Origin of the sequence: Planctomyces sp. SH-PL62 (genome assembly GCF_001610895.1) — a bacterium.
GTDB lineage: Bacteria > Planctomycetota > Planctomycetia > Isosphaerales > Isosphaeraceae > Paludisphaera.
On the sequence record NZ_CP011273.1, the window covers coordinates 4,527,974 to 4,547,805 of the forward strand.

Annotated in this window: 14 protein-coding genes; 8 read left to right on the forward strand and 6 right to left on the reverse strand. The window is 67.2% G+C overall.

Annotated elements, in window-relative coordinates; translation table 11 throughout:
- Nucleotides 1-63: 63 nt before the first annotated feature.
- On the forward strand, nt 64-1,443 hold the full coding sequence (locus VT85_RS17540; RefSeq protein WP_068418153.1) for a Gfo/Idh/MocA family oxidoreductase: 1,380 nt from the start codon (nt 64-66) through the stop codon (nt 1,441-1,443).
- Nucleotides 1,444-1,567: 124 nt separating this feature from the next.
- On the opposite strand, the gene VT85_RS17545 is transcribed toward VT85_RS17540, so the two are convergent.
- Nucleotides 1,568-2,650: a TlpA family protein disulfide reductase gene (locus tag VT85_RS17545; RefSeq protein ID WP_197490836.1), complete on the reverse strand. Its 1,083-nt coding sequence runs from the start codon at nt 2,648-2,650 to the stop codon at nt 1,568-1,570.
- A 274-nt stretch (nt 2,651-2,924) separates the two neighbouring features.
- On the opposite strand from VT85_RS17545, the gene VT85_RS17550 reads away from it, so the two are divergent.
- From VT85_RS17550 to VT85_RS17570, 5 genes are all read left to right on the forward strand, one after another.
- Nucleotides 2,925-4,244, forward strand: a complete 1,320-nt coding sequence (locus tag VT85_RS17550) for a Gfo/Idh/MocA family protein (RefSeq protein ID WP_197490837.1) — start codon at nt 2,925-2,927, stop codon at nt 4,242-4,244.
- Between the two features lie 61 nt (nt 4,245-4,305).
- Nucleotides 4,306-5,514 carry an FG-GAP repeat domain-containing protein gene (locus VT85_RS17555; RefSeq protein ID WP_156512927.1) on the forward strand — a complete coding sequence of 403 codons (1,209 nt, stop codon included), beginning with the start codon at nt 4,306-4,308 and terminating at the stop codon, nt 5,512-5,514.
- Between the two features lie 174 nt (nt 5,515-5,688).
- Entirely contained in the window at nt 5,689-6,303 is a 615-nt protein-coding gene (locus tag VT85_RS17560) for a hypothetical protein (protein ID WP_068418166.1), read from the forward strand.
- Entirely contained in the window at nt 6,290-6,685 is a 396-nt protein-coding gene (locus VT85_RS17565; RefSeq protein WP_068418172.1) for a winged helix-turn-helix domain-containing protein, read from the forward strand. Before VT85_RS17560 ends, VT85_RS17565 begins: the two co-directional genes overlap by 14 nt.
- Nucleotides 6,686-6,741: 56 nt before the next feature.
- Nucleotides 6,742-7,323 carry an Npun_F5749 family FMN-dependent PPOX-type flavoprotein gene (locus tag VT85_RS17570; protein ID WP_068418176.1) on the forward strand — a complete coding sequence of 194 codons (582 nt, stop codon included), beginning with the start codon at nt 6,742-6,744 and terminating at the stop codon, nt 7,321-7,323.
- 38 nt (nt 7,324-7,361) lie between these two features.
- Here VT85_RS17570 and VT85_RS17575 read toward each other — a convergent pair whose 3' ends face one another.
- Nucleotides 7,362-9,470 carry a family 16 glycoside hydrolase gene (locus VT85_RS17575; RefSeq protein WP_068418178.1) on the reverse strand — a complete coding sequence of 703 codons (2,109 nt, stop codon included), beginning with the start codon at nt 9,468-9,470 and terminating at the stop codon, nt 7,362-7,364.
- A gap of 240 nt (nt 9,471-9,710) precedes the next feature.
- On the opposite strand from VT85_RS17575, the gene VT85_RS17580 reads away from it, so the two are divergent.
- Nucleotides 9,711-14,024 carry an amidohydrolase family protein gene (locus tag VT85_RS17580; protein ID WP_082858691.1) on the forward strand — a complete coding sequence of 1,438 codons (4,314 nt, stop codon included), beginning with the start codon at nt 9,711-9,713 and terminating at the stop codon, nt 14,022-14,024.
- A gap of 80 nt (nt 14,025-14,104) precedes the next feature.
- On the opposite strand, the gene VT85_RS17585 is transcribed toward VT85_RS17580, so the two are convergent.
- A complete protein-coding gene (locus tag VT85_RS17585; RefSeq protein ID WP_156512928.1) occupies nt 14,105-14,584 on the reverse strand; it encodes a hypothetical protein in 480 nt (159 codons plus the stop codon).
- Nucleotides 14,585-15,200: 616 nt separating this feature from the next.
- Between VT85_RS17585 and VT85_RS17590 the strand changes: the two genes are divergently transcribed.
- Nucleotides 15,201-16,250, forward strand: coding sequence for a ComEC/Rec2 family competence protein (locus tag VT85_RS17590; protein WP_156512929.1), 1,050 nt, complete (start codon nt 15,201-15,203; stop codon nt 16,248-16,250).
- Between the two features lie 24 nt (nt 16,251-16,274).
- Here the strand turns inward: VT85_RS17590 and VT85_RS17595 are convergent, their stop codons facing one another.
- The 3 genes from VT85_RS17595 to tyrS all read right to left on the reverse strand — a co-directional run bounded on the left by VT85_RS17595 (nt 16,275) and on the right by tyrS (nt 19,704).
- Complete coding sequence (locus tag VT85_RS17595; protein ID WP_068418182.1) at nt 16,275-17,240, reverse strand: lysophospholipid acyltransferase family protein; 966 nt, start codon at nt 17,238-17,240, stop codon at nt 16,275-16,277.
- 93 nt (nt 17,241-17,333) lie between these two features.
- Entirely contained in the window at nt 17,334-18,410 is a 1,077-nt protein-coding gene (locus VT85_RS17600; protein WP_068418185.1) for a Gfo/Idh/MocA family protein, read from the reverse strand.
- Between the two features lie 76 nt (nt 18,411-18,486).
- Nucleotides 18,487-19,704, reverse strand: a complete 1,218-nt coding sequence (tyrS, locus tag VT85_RS17605; protein WP_068422232.1) for a tyrosine--tRNA ligase — start codon at nt 19,702-19,704, stop codon at nt 18,487-18,489.
- Nucleotides 19,705-19,832 lie beyond the last annotated feature (128 nt).

The following is a 19,832-nucleotide window of genomic DNA, read 5'->3' on the forward strand; positions in this document are numbered from 1 at the left end:
ATGCATCGGTTGTCGACCTCGGACGTTCCCTCAACCGCCACTTGCATTCGCTGGAGCGAGCTTATGACTGATCCTCAGACCGGTGCGTCGCGCCGTGATTTCCTGAAGACCGGCGGCGCCGTGGCGACCGTCGCGGCCCTCACCCAGTCGGCCGCCCCCCTCGTCCACGCGGGCGAGGAGAACACGATCCAGGTCGCCCTGATCGGATGCGGCGGGCGTGGCACCGGTGCGGCCGAGAACGCGCTTTCGACCACCAGCGGCCCCATCAAGCTCGTCGCGATGGCCGACGTCTTCGAGGACAAGCTGAACGACAGCTACTCGCAGCTTGAGAAGACCTTCACCGAGTCCAAGCAGCTGGACATCCCCGCCGAGCGGAAGTTCATCGGCTTCGACGGCTACCGCAAGGCCATCGACTGCCTGAAGCCGGGCGACGTCGCCATCTTCGCCACGCCCCCGGCCTTCCGCTGGGTCCACTTCGGCTACGCGATCGAGAAGGGCGTCAACGTATTCATGGAGAAGCCCGTCACCGTCGACGGTCCCACCTCCAAGCGGATGCTCGAGCTGGGCGAGAAGGCCGCCGCCAAGAACCTCAAGGTCGGCGTCGGGCTCATGTGCCGGCACTGCAAGGCCCGCCAGGAGCTCTTCGACCGCATCCAGGGCGGCGAGATCGGCGACATCATCGCCATGCGGGCGTATCGCCAGACCGGCCCCGTCGGGTCGGCCAACGTCCCGCCCAAGCCCGACGACATCAGCGAGCTGATGTACCAGATCCGCAAGTTCCACGGCTTCCTGTGGGCCAGCGGCGGCTGCTACAGCGACTTCCTCATCCACAACATCGACGAATGCTGCTGGATGAAGAACGCCTGGCCGGTCAAGGCCGAGGCCACCGGCGCCCGGACCTACCGCGAAAACTACATCGATCAGAACTTCGACACCTACTCGGTCGAATACACCTTCGACGACGGCACCAAGTTCTTCCTCGAAGGCCGCAACATCGACGGCTGCAAGTCCGAGTTCGCCAGCTACGCCCACGGCTCGAAGAACTCGGCCGTGATCTCCACCGCCGCGCACTCGCCGGCCAAGTGCCGCATCTACAACGGCCAGAAGCTCGGCTCCAAGAAGGAACTCGTCTGGGCCTTCCCCCAGCCCGAGCCCAACCCCTACCAGCTCGAATGGGACCACCTCATCGAGGCGATCCGCACCGACCACCCGTACAACGAGGTGAAGCGCGGCGTCGAGGCCAGCCTGGTCACGTCGATGGGACGCATGGCCGCCCACACCGGCGAGGTCATCACCTTCGACGACATGCTCAACTGCACCCACGAGTTCGCGCCCGACCTCGAGAAGCTCACGATGGACGGCCCCGCGCCGCTCCAGACCAAGCCCAACGGCAAGTACCCGATCCCGCAGCCGGGCATCGTCCGCGACCGCGAGTTCGGTTGATCCGGTCCGACGGCGTGGATCATCGCCCCGCGTCGATTTTCTGAATGACAAGGCCCGGGTCGCGTCTCTGGACGCGACCCGGGCCTTTCTTCGTTTCCGCCTCCTGGCTCCGGTCGTCCCGCGATCAGGGCTTCGGAGGCTCCTCAGCCGGGGCGGCGAGCAGGCTGACGATCCGCTCCTCCAGGCGTGTCCTCGCTTCCACGGAGGCCAGCCTCCCTTCCTTGTCGACGAGGAAGACGGAAGGGATCGCGCGGACCCCCCAGTACGAGCTGAACGCACTCTGCCAGCCGTCGCCCTGGTAGTACTGGGGCCAGGGGATCTCATTCTTGGCGACGTACTCCTTGAGCGCCTTGAGCCCTCCCTCAGTTTCGGGCTGGTCCAGACTCACGCCGAGGAACTCGACTCCCTGCTCGTGGTATTTCGCGTAAAGCTCTTTCAACCGGGGCGTCTCGGCGACACAGGGGCCGCACCAGGTCGCCCAGAAATCAATGACCACGACTTTCCCCTTGAGCCCCTTGATGGAGACCGCCGATCCGTTGATCGCATCGACGAACTCCAGGTCGAACGGCTTCCCGAGCGCCTCGCGTCGCTTGCGTCCGTCCCGGAGGGTCTCGGCGATCGGGGAATGGGGGAACTCCTTGAGGATCCGGTCCTCGATCTCTCCCTTCTTGGTCTGGTCCTTCACGGCCAGGGAGATGGAGTAGAGCAGGATCGGGCCCCTGGAGTCGCCGGGGGCGGCCCTGAGGAAGTCCTCGATGATCGGTAGCACGGCCGCCGGATCATCGTGGTGCAGCGACATGGAGGCCGTCGCTTTGACGTAAAGTGCTGCGGCCTGGAGCTTCGCGCCCCCCCCCCTCGCGAGGAGGTCGTCGGCCTCCCTGACGAGATCCTCGGGCTTGTTTTCCTGAAACAGACGACGGCTCCCCCACCGCTCCAGGAGCAACTCGGGCGTCCGAACATGTTCGGGATACCCGCGCAGGAACTCGAGGATGAGCCGGGATCGCTCGATTTCGAATTGCCGGAGCGCCTCGCCGTAAGCCTCCACCGCGGCGCGGTCTTTCATCCGCTCGCGGTCGAGTTTGGGCCGTTCGACGGCGTCGAGGTCTTTCAGGATCGCGTCAGCCGGCCGGTCCTCGGCCCTGGCGGGCGTGGTCGCGAGGATGGCGCCGAGGAACGTCGCCAGAAGAAGTCTTAGGAATTGAGCCACGATCGAGCTTCTCCCGTCTTGCGTGAGCATCCCGCCCCCCCGGACCGGTGGCCGTCCACGGTCCGTTCGTGGGGCCATGGGAGCCTTCAACCTAACGCTCGACGCGGCCGGCGGTCAACGAGCCCCGTCACGTCGTCCCCCGGTCGGCGGGCGGTTTCGAGAACGCCCCGGCGAGCGGTTGGTTCTTGAGAATCGCGCGGGGGTCTGGTACGAACCTGGAAGTCTGTTTTCAGGACCTCGCGAAGTCGGGAGGTCCGGCGAGTCAGGAGATTGCATGATGACCGAACGATGGACCAGGCGGGAGTTGCTGGCTTATTCGGCTTTCGGCGCGGCCGCGACGGGCCTCGGGCCTCGCGTCGCCGCGAGTCAGGAGGAGCCCGCCGCGCCGAAGCCGAGTGGCTCGGCGAACGAGGCGATCGTCCTGGGCTTCATCGGGGTCGGGGGGATGGGGTCGGGCCTGCTGAACATCTTCAAGGGGTTCCCGGACGTCCGGGTCGCCGCGGTGTGCGACGTGTACGAGCCCCACGCCCGCCGCGCCCAGGAGGCGGCCGGCGGCAAGCCTGACGTCTACGGCGACTTCCGCAAGGTCCTCGATCGGAAAGACATCGACGCCGTCGTGATCGCGACGCCCGACCACTGGCATGCCATCCCCACCATCATGGCCTGCCAGGCCGAGAAGGACGTCTACTGCGAGAAGCCGCTGTCGCACCGCGTGGCCGAGGGCCGGGCGATGTCGAACGCCGCCGCCAAACATAAGCGGGTCACCCAGATGGGGAACCTGATCCACGCGACCGAGAATTATCACCGCGTGGTCGAGATCGTGCAGTCGGGCGTGCTGGGCAAGATCACCAAGACCCGCGCCTGGATGGCCGCCTCGCGAGACAGCTTCGGCCACCCCGCCGACACCTCGCCGCCGGCCGGCTGCGATTACGATTTCTGGCTCGGCCCCGCGCCCGAGCGGCCGTTCAACATCAACCGGTTCACGTTCAACTGGCGATGGTACTGGGACTACGGCGGCGGCATCTTGACCGACTTCTGCTGCCACCTCATCGACCTGGTCCACTGGGCGATGGAAGTCGACGCCCCGCGCACCATCTCCGCGACCGGCGGACGCTACGCGACCGACGACAACGCCGAGACCCCGGACACGTTGGAAGTCGCCTACGAGTACGAGAAGGGGGACGACAAGTTCCTCCTCGCCTGGAGCCAGACCGACGCCAGCGACCACGGCTTCGACGGCAAGCCCGCCGGCGTCATGTTCCAGGGGACCGAAGCCACCCTGGTCACCAACTACAACCACCACGAGATCTTCCCGGTGAAGGGCAAGACCATCGCGGACCCGCCGAAAACCCTGGCGCGCTCGGTCGGCCATCACCGCGAATGGCTCGACGCCATCAAGACCCGCGCGAGCTGCTCCTGCAATTTCGAGTACGGCCATCGCCTGACCACGGTCGGCGAGTTGGGCAACATCTCGCTCTGGACCGGCGAGAAGCTCGTCTGGGATCGCGACGCCGAGCGGATCACCAACCACGTCGAGGCCAACCAGTTCTTGACGAAGGAATATCGCAAGCCCTGGGTCCTCCCCACCGTCTGACCGCGTCGCCCCGCCTCGCGTCCGACCGCCCGACACTCGTTCTCGACAGGGAGTTATCGCCATGAAACGGATCTCAATCGCCGCCGCCGTTCTTGCGGGGGCGTGGCTGGCCTCACCGTCCTGGGCCGGGGAGCCCCGCTGGAAGCAGCATACGATCAACGGCCGGAGCGAGTTCGAGGCGGCCGGCGCGTTCGACGTCGACGGCGACGGCAAGCTCGACATCCTCTCGGGCGATTCCTGGTATCAGGCCCCCGACTGGAAACGCCACCCGGTGCGCGAAGTCCAGCGCCAGGGGACCTACTACAACGACTTCGCCGTCGTCCCGATCGACGTGGACGGCGACGGCGACACCGACTTCGTGACGGCCTCGTATTTCGGCAAGGACGTGGCCTGGGTCGAGAACCCGGGCAAGGCCGGCGAGACCTGGGCCTTCCACCTGATCGACACCCCGGGGACCAGCGAGGCCGCCGTGGCCGTCGATCTCTCCGGCGACGGCGTGCCCGACATCCTCCCCAACGCGACCAACGTCGTGGTCTGGTACGAGGTGGCGAAGAAGGCCGACGGCAAGGGGGTCGAGTTCAAGAAGCACGACTTCGGGACCGAGGCCGCCGGCCACGGAGTCGGCACGGGCGACGTCAACGGCGACGGCCGCGTCGACCTGCTCACCCCCAAGGGATGGTTCGAGGCCCCCGCCGACCCCTCGCACGACACCTGGACGTGGCATCCCGACTGGAATCTGGGCGCAACCGGAATCCAGATCCTCGCCAAGGACGTCGACGGTGACGGCCTGGCCGACCTCGTCTACGGCATGGGACACGACTTCGGCCTCTACTGGCAGAAGCAATCCAAGAGCGCCGACGGCAAGATCACCTGGACCAAGGCCGCCATCGACGAGAGCGTCGCCTCCGTCCACACCCAGCTCTGGGCCGACCTGGACGGCGACGGCAAGGCCGACGAGTTGATCTCGGGCAAGCGGGTCTACGCCCACGAGATCGAGCCGGGGGCGACCGACGGCTCCCTCGTCGCCTGGTACAAATTCGATCCCAAGGCCGGCAAATGGGACAAGCACGTGATCTTCCAGGGCGAACCCGCCGCTAACGCTCCGGAGAAGGGCGCCGACCGCCTGGCCCTCCGCGATTTCCCCCCAGGCACCGCCGGCACCGGTCTCCAGGTCACCGCGATCGACATCGACGGCGACGGCGACATCGACCTCGTCTGCCCTGGCAAGAGCGGCCTTTATCTCTTCGAGAACCTCGGAGCCGCGAAGTAAGTCTTGCTTGAAAACCACTCAGGGCGAGCCATCCTTGAATCGGCATGGCGCGCCCTGATTTCGTTGGGGAGTGGCTTGGCGCGCGACCGCCCACGCTTTACACTGCAAAGCCGCAAGGCGTCGGGCGACGCCCCGCGGAGATCCTCGAAGGCCACGGCCCGCGGAAGGGTTGGCATGGAACTGAAGGAAGCCTTGGTGCAGATCACCGAGATCCGCACGCAGATGGCGCGAACCGAGGTGTTCCGGGGCTACCGGGCGGTCCCGGCGGCGTTCTCCGGGGCGGTGGCGCTGGCCGCCGCCACGGTCCAGTCGTTGACGATCCCCGACCCGATGCAGCAGTATCCCGCCTACCTGGCCCTCTGGATCGGGTCGGCGGTGGTCAGCGGGGCGTCGGCCGTGATGGAGATGATGATCCGGGCGCGAAACGCGGGCTCCTCGCTTACTCGCGAGCAGACCGCGCTGGCGATGGAGCAATTCTTCCCCTGCCTGGCCGCTGGGGGCCTGGTCACCCTGGTGATCGTGCGATCGGCGCCGGCCCTGATCTGGATCCTGCCGGGCCTCTGGCAGGTGTTCTACAGCCTGGGGATCTTCGCGACGTCGCGTCTGCTGCCGCGGCCGATGTCCACCGTCGCCGTCTTCTACGCGGCCTGCGGGCTGACCACCCTGGCGACCTCTCAGGGCGAGTGGGCGCTGAGCCCGCTGGCGATGGGCCTGCCGTTCGGCCTGGGGCAGTTCCTGGCCGCCGCGGTTCTCTACAGGACCCTGGAGCGCGACCATGACTGGGCCTGATCCCAAGCCCGACGAGCCTTCCGGCCGCTTCGCCTATGAGGGGCTGGAGCGGATCTTCCACGAGAAGGCCCGCCTGGGAATCATGACCTCGCTGGTGACCCATCCGCAGGGCCTGGTGTTCGCCGACCTGAAGGGGCTCTGCCAGCTCACCGACGGCAACCTCAGCCGGCACCTCCAGATCCTCCACGAAGCGGGGTTCGTCGAAATCTGGAAGGGCTTTCACAAGAAACGTCCCCAGACCCTCTGCCGGGTCACGGACGAGGGCCGCCAGCGTTTCCTGGAATACATCAACGTCCTGGAGACCGTCGTTCAGGACGCCCTCAAGGCCTCCAGCGGCTCCGCCCCGAATCCCAACCTGGCCGAGGGTTGGTCGCCGATTTAACGACCTGGACGGACCTGTTCGATCCCCCTGTACTTGGACCGTGGAGCGGAGAAGCCATGCCCGAAGAATTGTGGCGGCCTTCGCTCGACCTTTCGCTGCACCGGAACCGGAACCATCCCGAGGTTCGGCTGGTCCAACTCGCGACCGTCCGCCCCGATGGGCGTCCCGCGATCCGCACGGTCGTTTTTCGCGGCTTCCTTGACGACGCCCATCGACTGGTCTTCACCACCGACGTCCGGAGCGCCAAACGGGCCGAGATCGCCGGCAACCCCCACGCCGCCGTCTGCTGGTACTTCCCCGAGACCCGCGAGCAGTTCCGGATCGCGGGCGTCGCGAGCCTGGTCGACGCGACGACCTCCGACGCCAACCTGCGTGAGGCTCGCGACGACCTGTGGGCCGCGCAGAGCGAGGCGACCCGACTGAGCTTCACGTGGCCCTCGCCGGGCGAGCCGAGGGACCGGGGGCGGGCTTTCCCGTCCTCCCCGCCGGATCCGGCCCTCCCCGTCGAATCGTTCGGCCTCTTGATCCTGACGGCGACGGAGGTCGACCACCTGGAGTTGCTCCCGACGCCCCACCATCGCTGGCAGTTCGAGGTCGACGACCGAGGGCGGTGGTCGGGCCGCGAGGTCAATCCCTGACCCGCCGCCCGACCGACCGACCGACCGCCGCAGCTCGATCAAGGCCGCTTCTGGGCGAGCATCCAGTCGATGGTCGCGGGATCGTTGTAGGCGCGATCCCAGCTATTATGGCCCACGCCGCGATACTCGGTGTAGTCCGGGCGGGCCCCCGCGGCGCGGAGGGCCTCGATGAGCGTCCGCATGCCCAGGTGGAGCCTCGGCGAATCGGCGTCGCCGACGAACCCGCGGATCGGGACCTTGAGGTAGCGTTCGACGTCCTCGACCCGGCCGGGGCCGCAGATGGGCACGAGCGCCGCGAACTTCTCGGGGTCCTGAGCGGCGAGGCTCCAGGTCCCCATTCCTCCCATCGAGAGGCCCGTCAAGACGATCCGATCAGGATCCACGCGATACTCCTTCACCACCTCGTCAAGCGCCTTCAGGGCCGCTTTGGCGTCGTCGGAACCGGCCTGCCAGGTCTTGCGGGCCTGGGGGAAGACCACGATCGCCGGAATATCCCCGCGCTGGACGATGGCCGGTCCCAGGCCCACCTGCGCCACGAGCGTCCCGTCGTCGCCGCGTTCGCCGGCGCCGTGAAGGAAGAGGATGGCGGGATAGGTCCTGGAGCCGTCATAACCTTCGGGGACGTAGATCGTGTACTTGTAGTCCCCCTGCTCGGTCGCGACGCTCCGCACGTGGAAGCCCGGCGTCTTGGGGTCGGCCGCATCGGGTGAGGGCGCGCGCTGGATCATCACGTCCTTGAACTGCACCTCCATCGGGTCGCCGGAGTGGACCTGGAGCGCGAGGAGGCCGTCACGGGCGATCGCCGGATCGGTCTCCTTGTAATCGACCGCAACGGCACCGTTGAGGTAGATCGTGATGCGGTCGCCGAACGCGCGGACGACGTAGTGGTTCCAGCCGGCCTTGTTCAGCTTCGCCAGCGCCTCCGGTGAGCCCTTCACCAGCGTCCTGTTGCGGCGGGACTCATCATAGAGGCTTCCCCAGTAACCGTCGCCGATATCGGCCTGGTAGCCGGACATCTCGGTCCCCGGCACGCGGACGCTCCGAAGCTGCACGCCGCTGTTCCCCTTGCCGTCGATCACGCGAAACGACAGGGAGAGGACGAAGTCGCGGAACGGCTGCTTGTAAGCCAGGAACACATTATGATCCAGGCCCGCCGACTTGCCGACGATCATCCCGTCGCGCGCCGACCAGACCGTCTCGTCCCCCTCCCAGCCGTCGAGGTCGCGACCATTGAAAAGCGAAACGTACCCGGCGGTCTCGACGACCGGCGGCTCGCCGTCGAGCAACCGCGACCAGTAAGTCAGAATCGACGCCATGTACGTGGCGCTCAGGCTCCCCTGGCCGTCGGGCGTGGCCGAGTAGGTCCCGTCCGCCTTGCGGCAATGGGCGATGAAGCCTCGCAGGCGATCCAGGTCGGGCTTCTCCTTGAGCATGTAGAGGGCTCGCATGATGCGGTAGGAGCTCCCCAGATCCGAGGGGCCTGCATCCTTCGACCAGCCGCCGTCGTCGCGCTGACCGGACTTCATGGCGGCGATGAGGGCCTCGCGGTTCTTGAGGCTTCCGCCGGTTCGGAGCACGGTTGCGGCCACGGTGCCGGCCTTGAAAGCCTGCTCGGGGCCGCCGTCGATTGTCCCGTCAGGGTTGCCGATCTTCTCGATCTGCTCGACCCAGGCCGCCATGTCGGGCGATTTGGCCTCGACGGCTTCCAGGCCCGCGATGGCCATGCGAACCTGCTCGCTCTCCTTGGCGTGCTCGTGGAAGTAGGCGACGGCCCCATCGATCAACTCCCGATCGGCGATTTTCAACTCGCCCACCGCGAGCAGCCCGAGCGAGGTCGAGAGCGAGTCGGGCTTCCCGCCCGGCGTCGGGGCGAACCCGCCGTCCGCTCGGCAGGACTTCACGTATCGGATGCAGCCTAGGACGTCGGGGATCGAGCCGCCGACATAACGGAGGATCCTCGCGGCGCTGTTCGTCGAGCCGAGGCTGGAAGGCTGGCCGGGCGACGGACCGAACCCCCCGTCCGGATTCTGGAGCGAGGCGACGTAAGCGGCCGTCTGCGCGAAGTCGGCCGGGGTCTGCCCCCGGGACGACGGCGGTGACGGAAGCGCGACGAGGCAGACGGCGAACAATCCGATCAAACGTCTCATGGCGCGAAGGCTCCTGGGTTGAGGCTCGACCGCAGCGAAGCGACGCCGCGGACGCAACTCCTCGGGACGCTGCGATTCGGCCCCAGTCTCCCGCGCTTCGAGGGCCTGAGCAACGCTCCGCCCCCCGCCCGTCGCTCGGCCGAGGGCCTGAAACATTGGATTCGGGCGCATCGGATCGAATAAGATGCTCCGTGTGCCAGGGCCCGCCGCTCCCCAGACATACTCTCGACGAGGTCATCGATGAGCCGCCCGTCCCCAACAATCCCGCACGTTCGATCCCGGGGGGCCGTCCGGCTCGCCCACCTTTTCGCGCTCGCCGCGATCGTCCTCAGCCCGCACGCGATCCGGGCGGCGGACGACGGAGCCGCCGACTTCCCCGCCGCCTACGCCGTGAAAGGCGCCAAGCTCTTCATCGCCCCGGGCAAGGTCGTCGACGACGGCGTTCTCGTGGTCCGCGACGGCCTGATCGAGGCGGCCGGGCCCGGTTCGGAAGTCCCCATCCCGTTCGACGCCGAGGTGATCGAGGGGAAGAATCTGTTCGTCTACCCGGGCTTCATCGACCTCTACTCGACGACCGGGCAGAAAGCGGGCGTGGAACGCTCGACGACGGGGCGCGGAAAGCCCGTCGACCTGTCCGAGACGACGCTCGCCGAGACGCCGGCCGACAACCGAAAGGGGCTCACGCCGGAGTTCCTGGTCGCAGACGGGCTCGAACTCGGCGAGGGGGTCGCCGCCCCCCGCCGCCGCCTCGGTTTCACGGACCTGCTCACCGCCCCGGCCGGTGCGATCGCGACCGGCCGAAGCGCGTTCGTGAGCCTCACCGGCCTCCCTCGCCGCGACGCCTTGCTTCGCTCGCCCGTCGCCCTGCACATCCAACTTGCACCGCCGTCCGATCCGGCGTCGGGCGCCGGCCAGCCCTCTCCCGGCCAGCGGAGTCGCGGCGGGGCCCGAGATGGTGGGGCCGAGAACCCCTTCCCCCGCGTGCTGATGGGGGCGGTCGCGCATCTGAGGCAGGCCATGAGCGACGCCGAGCATCATCAAAAAATGCTGGCGTATGAGAAGGATCACGGAGGAGCGCCCGTGCCGGACGATCCGACGCTTGAGGTCCTCGCCGAAGCCCGCGCGAAGACTCTCCCGGTCTGGTGGCAGGCCGAGACCCGCGACGAGATCCACCGGGCCCTCGACCTGGCCCGGGAGTTCGGCACCTCGGCCGTCATCGTCGGCGGTCGCGAGGCTTACAAGGTCGTCGACCGTTTGAAGTCCGAGAAGGTCCCCGTCGTGCTCCGCCTGGACTTCCCCGAGGAACCCAAGGTTCCGACCGAGGACGAATTCCGCAAGCGTCCCCCCGCCCAACGCGACGAGCCGCTCCGCGTCGTCGCCGAGTTCAAGGGGGACTGGAAGTCGCGAGTTGGTACGGCCGCGCTGCTGGCCAGGGAGGGCGTCCCGTTCGCGCTGGGAACGGAAGGGGTCGACAAGCTGGACAACGTCCCGGCCAGGCTTCGCGCGCTGATCGCCGAGGGGCTGACCCCGGACCAGGCCCTCGACGCCCTGACCCGAAGTGCGGCGACGCTGGTCGGGCTGGATAAGCGGCTTGGAACCCTGGAGCCCGGCAAGCTCGCCCACATCGCCATCTTTTCGGCGCCCTTCCAGGACGAGAAAGCCAAGGTCAGGTACACCTTCATCGACGGTCGCAAATTCGAGGTCAAGGCGGACGATCAGCCGGGCGGCCGTCGCGGTCAGCCGGCCCCCTCCGGCGATCGACCCGCGCCCGACGCCGACAAGGACGAGGAGGCGAAGGAGCCGAAGCCGCAACCTCCCAAGGCCGACGAGGAGAAAGACGAGCCATCCAAGGACGAGAAAGCCAAGGATGAGAAACCCAACGACGAGAAGAAAGACGAGCCCCCCGCCCCGCCCTTCGTCGACGTCGCGACCGAGCTGGACTCGGATCGTCGGCCGCAAATCAAGACGGGGGGCGACGTCCTCATCAAGGACGCCGTGATCCTCACGGGGACGAAAGCGACGATCGCGAAGGGATCGATCCTGATCGAGAAGGGCAAGATCAAGGCGATCGGCCCCGACGCGACCGCCGCGCCCGGCATCGCCGTCATCGAGGCCGAAGGGCTCGTGGCGGTCCCCGGCGCGATCGACACGCATTCGCACATCGCGGTCCAGGGGAGCGTCAATGAATTCAGCCTCTCGGTCGTCCCCGACGTCCGGATCAAGGACGTGATCACCGGCGACGACGTCTCGATCTATCGGGCGCTCGCCGGCGGCACGACGACCGCCCGCGTCCTCCACGGATCGGCGAACACGATCGGCGGACAGGACGCCGTCATCAAATTGAAGTACGGCCTGCCGGGTCGCGAGCTGATCCAGTGGGACGGACCCCAGGGCGTGAAGTTCGCCCTCGGCGAGAACGTCACCCGCTCGACGGGCCGGTTCCCAAACACGCGAATGGGCGTCGAGTCGGTGATCAGCGGCGCGTTCGAGCAGGCCCTCGCCTACAAGCGGAAGTGGAAGGACTACAACGACAAGCTCGCCGCAGGGGGACCCAAGGTCGGCCCGCCGCCGCGTCGAGACTTCCGGCTCGAAGCCCTGGAACGGATGCTCGACGGCACGATCAAGATCAACAGCCACTGCTACCGCGCCGACGAGATCCTGATGCTCCTGCAAACGGCCGAGCGCTACGGCGTCCGCGTGCAGTCGCTCCAGCACGTCCTGGAAGGGTACAAGGTCGCCGCCGAGATCGCCGCCCACGGCGCCCATGCATCAACCTTTTCCGATTGGTGGGCTTACAAGATCGAGGCCTTCGACGCGATCCCGTTCAACGCGATGTTGATGTCCAGGGCCGGGGTCGCCGTCAGCATCAAGAGCGACAGCGAGGAGCTGATCCGCCACCTCTACCACGAGGCCGCCAAGATGGTGAAGTACGGCGGCGCGACCGAGGAGCAGGCGCTCGCGTTCGTCACGATCAACCCCGCGCTCGAGCTGGGGCGCGAGAATCGCATCGGCTCGCTGGAGATCGGCAAGGACGGAGACGTCGCCCTCTTCAACGGCCATCCGTTCGACGCTTTCGCAAGATGCGAGATGACTCTGATCGACGGCGAGGTCTACTTCCAGCGCTCTCCCGCGAAGAACGGCGAGGCCGCGACCCGTCCCGGCGACCCGATGAAGATGCCCGCAGCGCCGGAACCCCCGCGTGAACCGGACCTGACGATCACCCCGCAGCCCAAGCGGTCCTACGCGCTCCTCGGTGCCACGCTGCACCCGGTGAGCGGCCCCGCGATCGAGAACGGCGTGCTGGCGATCGTCGACGGCAAGATCGCCGCCATCGGACCGGCGGGGACGCCCGTCCCCCCCGAGGCCCAGACGATCGAGATCAAGGGGCTGGACGTGTGGCCCGGGATGATCGACGCCGGGACCACCGTCGGGCTGGCGGAGGTCGGGAGCCTCGGCGAGACCCACGACTTCGCCGACGCCAGCCGCTATCAACCCGAGCTTCGCGCCGGGACGGCCCTCAAGGCCGACAGCGAGCATATCCCGGTCACCCGGGCCAACGGGGTCCTTGCGGGCCTGATCGAACCTTCGGGCGGCGTCATCTCCGGCCAGGCGGCGCTCGCCGACTTCCACGGCTGGGTCCCCCGCGAGATGGCGATGGTCGAGGCGGCCGCGCTCTCGGTCAAGATCCCGCGCTTCAATCGTCGGCCGGTCGGCTCCCAGTCTCGGCAGGGCTCCGACGACGCCGATCCCAACGCGGCCCGCAAGGAGCAACTCGAGTCGCTCAAGCAGGAGTTCCTCAAGGCCAGGCGGTACGACGAGGTCGTCGCCGAGGCGCGGGCGAAGGGGCTTTCCGCTCCCAAGGTCGATCCTCGGCTCGAAGCCCTCGCCCCCTACGCCAAGGGGGAGAAGCTCGTCGTCTTTCACGCCGACGAGCGGGTGGAGATCCTCGACGCCCTGGCTCTCATCAAGGAATTGAAGTTGAAAGCGGCGATCTCCGGCGCGGCCGACGCCTGGAAGGCGACCAGGGAGATCAAGGAGTCCGGCGTCCCCGTCCTGGTGGCCGGAACGCTGAACGTCCCGAGCCGGGACTACGATCCCTATGACGCGGCCTACGCCAATCCGGCCAGGCTCCATGCGGCGGGGATCGCGTTCGCCATCCGTTCGGCGCCAGGGGCGAGCTCACCGCGAAACAGTCGGCTCCTGCCCTACGAGGCGGCGACGGCGGCGGCGTTCGGGCTGCCCGAGGATGAGGCCCTCAAGGCGGTCACGCTGGCCCCTGCACAGATCCTCGGCGTCGCCGATCAACTCGGGTCGCTGGAGACCGGCAAGAGCGCCAACGTGGTCGTGACGGCGGGCCATCTGCTCCAACCGACGACGTCGGTGCGGCTCCTCTTCATCAACGGCGACCCGGTGACGCCGGACAGCCGCCACACCGAACTGTATGAGAAATACAGTCGGCACCTTGAGGAAGTCCGATCGGGCCGATCTCCGATGGGGCTCGAACGGCCGCCGGCCGCCCGTGTCGTCCCGGATCGGGCGGCGGGAGCGCCCTGACCCTCAGCAACTCCGAGGCGCCGGCGCCATCCCAGATCGGGAGGGCGCCGGCGCCTCGAATCGTGGGTCGTATGGAACGACTAGGCGGTCGCGATCGGATCGAACTCCGCGGCCGTCTCCGTCGAGGCGAGGCTCGCTTCCGGCAGGGACGCGAAATTCCGATTCGACGACCCGCGTCGGCCGTGCACCGGGCTGAGCGCCCCCACGACGGTCGACATCGCCTCCCGATGCTCCGTCTCGCCGACGTACTCGTCGACCCCGAGTTGGAACATGAAGGTCCCCTCGTCCACGCGATAATTCTCGGCGACGATCATCACCGAAGCGGGGCGGGCCTGGATCGAATTCTTCCAGAGCAGCGACGGGAGCGCGTCGTACTCGCGGCCTTCTCGCTTCCAGTCGACGACGACGAGCCGAGGGCTGGCGAACTCCAAAAGCCGATCGGCTTCCTCGATGGTCTCCGCCACGACGAGTCGACTACGCCCCGACGACTGGAAGAAGGGCCGTATGGCCATCAGCCACTCGGCGTCCTTCGTGACCGTTAAAATGGTTGTGCCTTGCATGATCAGGGTATCCCCCGCGGTACTAGTGCGGCCGAATTCGAGAGGTCGTTCGACGATTGAAGCGGTCGAGAATCCGTCGTCGATTCTCCGCCTTGCCGTTCCGCTTATCCCAAGAACCGAAATTCCCGCGTCGAAACGACACGCGAACCTCTTCGAATCTCCGCGGCGGCCGAATCGTCCGTGAACTAACGTAATTCACCAGGTCCTTGAGGAGACCTCGGCCGGCGTCCGCTCGTCGATGCGACAATGTAAGTGATGCCTCTCCAGGTGTTTACACCAGCTTGAAAATTTCGATCGATCGGGGCTCTTTCCCGCGCTGTTTTGAATGCTTTTTCGCTCAAGCGTGCCCTGGAACAGCGCGATGACGCGAAATCGCGTCAACGTCGCCAATGATCCGGCCACGAACACAAGCACACTTGCAAACAACGCCACGCTTCGTGATCCGTCGATTTTCGGCCCTGGAGTGTTGCGTTCGCCCACCCCTCGCACCAGGATCGATCCTGGCCGCCGACGGCCGGGCGACTTGGAGCGCACGGCGTGAGGCGATGCACATGCGAGGTGAGCCGAGATGATGACGCGACGAGGTCGGAAGAAGGCGTGGGCCGGAAGTGTTTTCATGGGCGCGGCCCTATTGGGCCTCACCATGCTCCTCGGCTCGCCCCAAGGGCGTGCTTCGGAGGTCGATGCGGCGGGAGGCCTGCAGATCTATTTCATCGACGTCCAGGGGGGGGCGGCGACGCTCGTCGTGACGCCGGAGCGAGAGTCGATCCTGATCGACACCGGATGGCCCGGCGAGGGGGATCGCGACCCTGAACGGATCGTCAAGGCCCTCAAGGACGCCGGCTGCGATCGGATCGACCATCTGGTCACCACGCACTGGCACATGGACCATTACGGCGGCGTCGCCGGCCTGGCGAAGCGGGTCCCGATCGGCCGTTTCTGGGATCGCGGGCTCCCCGAGGACGGCGTGGCCGGACAGGTTTTCCCGGACGGACCCAAGCCGGATGATCCGCTGGGCATCGCCTATCGCGAGGCGTCGCGAGGGAAGCGGGGGGTCCTGAAGCCGGGCGACGCCTTGCCCCTTCGCGGCGACGTCTCGGCGGTCGTCCTGGCAGCCTCGGGCCACGTCGTCGAGGCCCCGGCGGGCGCTCCCGCGGACCCCGCGTGCGATTCCGCCCCCGAGGACATGCCCCGAGACGGGTCGGACAACGCACTCAGCATCGTCCTGAGGTTCCGACTCGGGAAGTTCGACTTCCTGGACTGCGGCGACCTGACGTGGAACCTCGAGCGAAAGCTCGTCTGCCCCGTGGATCTGGTGGGCAAGATCGACCTGTATCAGGTCACCCACCACGGCCAGGACATCTCGAATCATCCCACGCTCTTGCAAACGATCGCCCCGACCGTCGCGATCATGAACAACGGCCCTCGCAAGGGGGGATCGGCCGCCACCGTTCAGAGGCTTCGCGAGGTTCCGTCGATCCAGGCCGCCTACCAGTTGCATCGCAACGCGGAAACGGCCGAGGGCGAGAACACCTCGCCCGAGTTGATCGCCAACCCCGATCCGGCCGGAGGCCGCTACATCCACGTTTCGGTTCCCGCCGACGGTTCCAGCTTCAAGGTACGGCTCGGTGCGGACGGCGCCGAACGGACCTTTGAAACCCACTGACGGAAGCCGTCGTTCGAGATGAGATCAGCCGGCGGCGACCTCGGAGCGGACCGTTTCGGGCCTCGCCGCCTTCTTGCGAGCGATGGGCTGGTGCTTCCAGCGACGATGGAGCCAGAGATACTGGCTGGGGTCCTGGCGGATCAGTTCTTCCAGGGCGCTGGTGTAGCGCTGGGTGAGGAGCCGGGCGTCGTCGGCCCCTCCGGTGAACTCGCCGGGCTCGATGATCTGGGCGCAACGCATCTCATAACGGAACCCGGGGCCGACCCGGCGGGCCACGCCGACGACGACGGGGGCGTTGTGCTCGATCGCCAGCAGCGCGATGGCCTTGTGGGTCGAGGCCTGTCGGCCGAAGAAGTCGACGAACATGCCGCGCTGGCCCGCGTCCTGATCGGCCAGCATCGAGAGGACCCTGCGCGATTCCAGGACCTCGACGATCTGATCGTAACCGCCGGCCTTGGGGATCATCCGCTGGCCGGTGCTCTCGCGGAACGAGCGCAGGTAGCGTTCGAGGTACGGGTTGTCGAGCGTCCGGGCGACCGACCAAGTCGGGAAGCCGAACAGGCCGAACAGGTAGCCGGCGATCTCCCAGTTGCCGTAATGGCCGGTCAGGAGGATCATCGGCTCGCGGCTGATCATCCGGTCCAGCACCGCCGGATGACCGACGAGCGAGATGTACCGGCGGTAGTTCTCCAGGTTGATCGTCTTGGGGGTGTGGAAGATCTCCATCAGCATCATGCAGAAGTGCCGATAGACCCCCCGGACGACCGCGTCCCTCTCCTCCTCCGTCATTTGATCGCCGTAGGCCGTGCGGAGATTTTCCAGCCCGACGAGACGATGCCGCCTGTCGACCTTGTACAGCACCCACCCCAGGAACCGCGCCAGCGCATATGACTGGGAGATGGAGAGGGACTGTACGGCGAAGACGAGCGTCCGCACGGCCAGGTAGACGAGGTAATCCAGCCAGGGGCGTTTGACCTTGCGGCGGGCCATGTGCGGTCACTCCTTGACCTGTCGGCGCGAGGGGGGGCGTCTTCGCGGAGTATGTCGCGGAACCCGCCCCCCGTCAAGGCTCGCCGCGTCGGCTCAGAACGACGGCGGGTCGTCCGAGAGAGGGAGCTGGACGGCCCGGCCTTCGCGGGCCGAGTGATAGACGGCCCGGATGATCTCGACGGACTTGCGGCCCTCGCGACCGTCGACGAACGCGTCTCGCCCCTCGTCGATCGCCTCCAGGAAGTCGGCGATCTGATCGCGGTGGCCGATGTGGGCGATCCCTCGCGGGTCACTGGCCCCCGAGTTGCCGGAGGACCGGCCGGCGATGGCGGCGAGGAGGATGTTGTCGCTGGGGAGCTTCTCCTGGAAATCCCAGAGCGTCACGTCGTCCTGCTCGATCCGCGCCGAGCCTCGGTCGCCGTGGATCTCGATCCGCTTCGACAGACCGGGGTAGGCGCTCGTGGCCGCCTGGATCACCCCCAGAGCCCCGTTCTTGAAGCGGACGCTCGCGACCGCGGTGTCCTCGACCTCGATCCGGACGTGGGCCAGGGTCGCGGTCTGGGCGACGACCGACTCGACGTCTCCCATCAACCAGTAGAGGAGGTCGACGTTGTGGATCGCCTGATTCATCAGGGCGCCGCCGCCGTCGAGCCGCCAGGTCCCCCGCCAGCCGCCGGAGTCGTAGTATTCCTGGGTCCGCCACCATTTGACGTGGGTGTCGCCCAGGGTCAACCGGCCGAAACGCCCGCCGTCGATCGCCTCCTTGAGGCGACGGTTGGCGGGCGAGAAGCGGGAGGGGAAGATCGCGCAGAGCCGGACCCCGGCGTCGTCGCAGGCCTTGATGATGGCGTCGCAGCGGGCGAGGTCCACCTCCAGCGGCTTCTCGACGATGACGTGCTTGCCCGCGCGGGCCGCCTGGACGGCCGGCTCCATGTGGGCCCCGCTGGGCGTGCAGACGCAGACGACGTCCAGGTCCGGCCGGCGGAGCATGGCGTCGAGGTCGTCATAAAGGTGGCAGGCGTGCCCGGCGAGGCCGGCGATCTTCTCGGCGTTCGCCCGCGACCGGCTGTACGCGGCGACGACGCGGGCCCCGTCGATCTCGTTGATCGCGCGGGTGTGGAACTCCGCGATCATGCCGCATCCGATGATCCCGATTCCGTGCTCGGCCATTCAATCCACCCAGGGCTGGAGACGATCGAAGCGAAGGGAAGCGATACGACGAACGACGAGGCCGTCGTCGTCCCGTTCAGACGAGGCGGATCTCGGCGATCTTCCGCTTGCCGACCCGGACCACGAGGCCGTCGCTCACATAAACCATCGCCTTCGGATCGGTGATGGTCTCGCGACGCGGGCCGACGTTGAACCCGCCCCCCTCGATCACGCGACGGGCGTTCGAGGTGCTCGATTCGAAGCCGATCTCCTTGATCAGGGTGGGGGCGGCGATCCGGCCCTCGGCGTCGAGCTTGTCGGCCGAGAGGTGGGCGACAGGGATCTCCAGAGGGTCCTCGCCCGAGGCCCGTCGGCGGAATGCGGCGGCGGCCTGGTCGGCCGCCTCCGCGTCGTGATACTGGGCGATGACCGTCTTCGCGAGAACCTCCTTGGCGTCCCTCGGGTTGGCTCCGGGTGCGAGGAGTTCCTTCACCTGCTCAGTCGGGAGGTCCGTCAGGAGGGTGAAGTACTGCGCCATCGGTTCGTCGGGGACGCTCATGATCTTGCCGAACATCTCGTCGGCCGAGTCGGCCACGCCGATGTAGTTGCCCAGGCTCTTGCCCATCCGTCGGACGCCGTCCGTGCCGACCAGGATCGGCATGGTCATGGCCACCTGGGGATCTTGCGACCGGATCGGTTGGAGCTGACGGGCCACCATCAGGCTGAAAAGCTGTTCGGTCCCGCCCAGCTCGACGTCGGCGTTGATCTCGACCGAGTCCCAGCCTTGCATCAAGGGGTACATACATTCGTGGAGATAGACCGGCTTCTCCTCGGCGATCCGCTTGGCGAAGTCTTCCCGCGCCGAGATCTGTCCCAGGGTCATCCGTCGCATCAGGTCGAGGACGTCCAGGAACGACCACTTGCCGAACCAGTCGCCGTTGTGATGGACCTCGGCGCGGTCGAGGTCGATGATCCGTCCGACCTGCTTGAGGTAGTCGCGGGCGTTGGCGTCGACCTGCTCCTTGGTGAGGGCGTCGCGGGTCTTGTCGCGTCCCGACGGGTCGCCCACCATCGCCGTGTAGTCGCCGATGATGACGACGGCGGTGTGGCCGAGGTCCTGGAACTGCCGGAGCTTGCGAAGCGGAACCGTGTGACCCAGGTGGACGTCGATGCCGGTCGGATCGATCCCGTACTTGACGCGCAAGGGACGGTTCTCGCGGACCGATCGTTCCAGTTTCTTGAGGAAGTCGGCCTCGGGGACGATCTGCTCGACCCCTCGGCGGAGGATATCCAGTTGGCTTGCGACGTCCAGCATCGGTTGGTTCGGCTCCTGATGGCTCGGCGACGGCGAACGACGGCGCGCCGCGACGATGGCCAAACGCCGATTCTAGGGTTCGGGTCCCCAGTTCTCAAGGTGGCCTGCGCGCGATGGGGTTGTTACGA

Excerpts from the sequence above, each read along its gene's own strand:
- VT85_RS17580 (WP_082858691.1), top strand. The coding sequence starts at position 9,711 with ATGAGCCGCCCGTCCCCAACAATCCCGCACGTTCGATCCCGGGGGGCC.
- tyrS (WP_068422232.1), bottom strand. The coding sequence starts at position 19,704 with ATGCTGGACGTCGCAAGCCAACTGGATATCCTCCGCCGAGGGGTCGAG.
- VT85_RS17595 (WP_068418182.1), bottom strand. The coding sequence starts at position 17,240 with ATGGCCCGCCGCAAGGTCAAACGCCCCTGGCTGGATTACCTCGTCTAC.
- VT85_RS17585 (WP_156512928.1), bottom strand. The coding sequence starts at position 14,584 with ATGCAAGGCACAACCATTTTAACGGTCACGAAGGACGCCGAGTGGCTG.
- VT85_RS17600 (WP_068418185.1), bottom strand. The coding sequence starts at position 18,410 with ATGGCCGAGCACGGAATCGGGATCATCGGATGCGGCATGATCGCGGAG.
- VT85_RS17575 (WP_068418178.1), bottom strand. The coding sequence starts at position 9,470 with ATGAGACGTTTGATCGGATTGTTCGCCGTCTGCCTCGTCGCGCTTCCG.
- VT85_RS17570 (WP_068418176.1), top strand. The coding sequence starts at position 6,742 with ATGCCCGAAGAATTGTGGCGGCCTTCGCTCGACCTTTCGCTGCACCGG.
- VT85_RS17555 (WP_156512927.1), top strand. The coding sequence starts at position 4,306 with ATGAAACGGATCTCAATCGCCGCCGCCGTTCTTGCGGGGGCGTGGCTG.
- VT85_RS17590 (WP_156512929.1), top strand. The coding sequence starts at position 15,201 with ATGGGCGCGGCCCTATTGGGCCTCACCATGCTCCTCGGCTCGCCCCAA.
- VT85_RS17540 (WP_068418153.1), top strand. The coding sequence starts at position 64 with ATGACTGATCCTCAGACCGGTGCGTCGCGCCGTGATTTCCTGAAGACC.
- VT85_RS17565 (WP_068418172.1), top strand. The coding sequence starts at position 6,290 with ATGACTGGGCCTGATCCCAAGCCCGACGAGCCTTCCGGCCGCTTCGCC.
- VT85_RS17560 (WP_068418166.1), top strand. The coding sequence starts at position 5,689 with ATGGAACTGAAGGAAGCCTTGGTGCAGATCACCGAGATCCGCACGCAG.
- VT85_RS17550 (WP_197490837.1), top strand. The coding sequence starts at position 2,925 with ATGATGACCGAACGATGGACCAGGCGGGAGTTGCTGGCTTATTCGGCT.